At 63.2% G+C, this 2,715-nt stretch carries 2 protein-coding genes and 1 pseudogene; 2 read left to right on the top strand and 1 reads right to left on the bottom strand.

Features of this window, described 5'->3' with window-relative positions:
• Positions 1-47: 47 nt before the first annotated feature.
• Positions 48-883, bottom strand: a pseudogene (locus tag OC610_RS25140) (IclR family transcriptional regulator).
• Positions 884-1,128: 245 nt separating this feature from the next.
• Here OC610_RS25140 and OC610_RS25145 point away from each other — a divergent pair.
• Both OC610_RS25145 and OC610_RS25150 read left to right on the top strand, forming a co-directional pair.
• Positions 1,129-2,154, top strand: coding sequence for an ABC transporter ATP-binding protein (locus tag OC610_RS25145; protein WP_264431726.1), 1,026 nt, complete (start codon positions 1,129-1,131; stop codon positions 2,152-2,154).
• Positions 2,151-2,715, top strand: a 565-nt coding sequence (locus tag OC610_RS25150) for an ABC transporter permease (protein ID WP_264431727.1), incomplete at its 3' end; no start/stop codon positions are given. The genes OC610_RS25145 and OC610_RS25150, both read left to right, overlap by 4 nt.

Below are 2,715 nucleotides of genomic sequence, written 5' to 3' on the forward strand. Positions count from 1 at the left end.
CGAGCAAGCTCGCTCCCACAGGGTGGCAAAGGTCCGGAAGACTTCATTCACCCCTGCCTGAACACCTGCGAAGGCCTGCGCAGCAGCGGGTCGAACGGATTGATCCGCGGTCCGATCACCGCCGCTTCGCGCTTGAGCATTCCACCACGGTCGGCAGGCGATCCGGCCCGAGGCGATCGCTGATAGTTGCCACGCTCAAGGCCGCCACGGCCCGCCCCTCCCGATCGAGAATGGGCACCGCCACCCCGGCCATGCCCTGCAACACCCCGGTGTTGCGCCCGGCATAACCCAGCGCGCGGACGTTCTCCACTTCCGTGCGCAGGAAAACCTCATCGTAGAGATGAAAATCCTTGAGCCGCGGCAGGTTGTAATGAATCACCGTGTCGCGCTCTTCCTCCGGCAGGAACGCCAGGATCGCCAGGCTGCCCTGCCCCACGCCCAAGGCCACTCGACCGCCGATGTCACCGGTGAAGGTGCGGATCGGAAACGGTCCTTCACTGCGGTCCAGGCAGATCGCATCGAAGCCGCAGCGCGCCAGCAAGAATAGCGAATCCCCCAGGGACGCCGACAACCGCAACATGGCGGGCCTGGCCAGCTCCCGCAGGTTGCCGGTGTTGCCGGCGCGGGCGGCCAGGGCGAAGAAATCCAGGCTCAGGCGATAGCGTTTGCTGCGCGCATCCTGCTCGACCATGCCTTCGTCCATCAGGTTGCGCAGCAAGCGGTGCGTGGTGGGCTGGGACAGGCCGATGCGCTGCGCCAGTTGCGTGACGCGCTCGCCCCCCTCGGCGGTCTCGCCCAGGCTGCGCAGCACTGCAAACAACCGAGAGACGGAGCCAACCCCCACTTCGTTCTTTTCAGTATTCCGCTCAATGGAATCAGGCATAAAATTTTCTACTCAGTTATTTACTCACCGAATGAAACTGAAAATAGTCATCGCTTCAGTGAAATAGTCCATTGAGCCCATCCTATTCTTCGTCCTACTCTGCGTCCATACAGGGGCGATTCGAACAACAGCGGCAGCCGACGTGAAGTCGAGCGCCAACGCACCCCGCGACATCCTTTCGTATCTGCCCATACAAAAAAGCGCGCCTCGCGGCGACGCATAACAATCTCAGGTGGAGCGCAGTCATGGCTTTCGTGCAACTTGAAGACTTGAGCAAACGTTATGGCGACCTGGACGCCGTGGTCGCCACCAACCTCTCGGTGGAGAAAGGCGAGTTTGTCTCCCTGCTGGGGCCGTCCGGTTGCGGCAAGACCACGACGCTGCAAATGATTGCCGGCTTCGTCGAGGCCACCAGCGGCCGCATCCTGCTGGACGGGCGCGACATCACCCACGCCAAGCCCGCCAGCCGCGGCCTGGGCGTGGTGTTCCAGAGTTACGCGCTATTTCCCCACATGACCGTCAAGGACAACGTCGCCTTCGGCTTGCGCATGCGCAAAGTGCCCAGCGCCCAGTTGCAGTCCCGTGTCGATCGCGTGCTCAAGCTGGTGCGCCTGGATCGGCACGCCGAGCGTTACCCACGGGAGCTTTCTGGCGGCCAGCGCCAGCGCGTCGCGTTGGCCCGGGCGCTGGTGATCGAACCGCCGGTGTTGCTGCTCGACGAGCCGCTGTCCAACCTCGACGCCAACCTGCGCGAAGAAATGCAGTTCGAAATCCGCCGGATCCAGCGCGAAGTCGGCATCACCACGCTGATGGTCACGCACGATCAATCCGAGGCGCTGTCGATCAGCGACCGAGTCGTGGTGATGCAGGCCGGCCGTATTACCCAGATCGACGCGCCCTATACCCTTTACGAACATCCACGCACCGAATTCATTTCCGGCTTCGTCGGCAAGGCCAATCTGCTACCCGGCGAGCGTGACAGCGCGGGCGTCGTGCAAGCCAGCAGCGCCGGTAAAGGCGAGCTGACCCTGAGCCTGCGCCCGGAAAAAATCGACCTGTGCGCCCCCGGCTCGGGACGGCTGCAAGGCACCGTCACCAACCGTTTCTTCCTCGGCAGCCAGTGGTTGTATGGCGTCTCCACCCACTTGGGTGAACTCAGCGTGGTACGGCGCAACGATGGTTCGGCGCCGCTGGCCGAAGGCACCGCCGTCGGCCTCGACTGGGACCCGGCGTTGCTGCGGGTGTTGAGCGTGGATGAGGTGTCGGCATGAAGCTGATCGACGCCATGAAGCGTGGCCGCCAAGGCTATTGGATGTCGGCCCCGGCCCTGGCCTTGTACCTGGGTCTGCTGGTGATTCCCCTCGGCCTGACGCTGGTGCTGTCGTTCAATGTCTTCGACTACGGTTCGGGCATCAACAGCGACGCCTACACCGTCGAGCACTACACCAGCCTGCTGGGTGATCCGTACTTCTATGAAATCTTCCTGCGCACCTTCTGGATCAGCGCCCTGACCACGCTGCTGTGCGTGGTGATCGGCGTACCCGAGGCCTACATCCTGAGTCGGATGGGCGCGCCGTGGCGTTCGATCTTCCTGATCCTGATCCTCACGCCATTGCTGATTTCGGTGGTGGTGCGAGCGTTCGGCTGGAGCCTGCTGCTCGGCGCCGACGGCCTGGTCAACCAGACGCTGCAAGCCCTCGGCGGCTCACCGATGAAGCTGCTCTATACGCCGTTCGCGGTCGTCATCGCCCTGGTGCACGTGATGCTGCCGTTCATGATCATTCCGGTGTGGACCTCGCTGCAAAAACTCGACCCCGCCGCCGAACAGGCCG

This window comes from Pseudomonas agronomica, from assembly GCF_025917275.1.
GTDB lineage: Bacteria > Pseudomonadota > Gammaproteobacteria > Pseudomonadales > Pseudomonadaceae > Aquipseudomonas > Aquipseudomonas agronomica.

What these genes read in the sequence shown, in the direction of transcription:
- OC610_RS25145 (WP_264431726.1), top strand. Translation starts at nt 1,129, where the DNA reads ATGGCTTTCGTGCAACTTGAAGACTTGAGCAAACGTTATGGCGACCTG.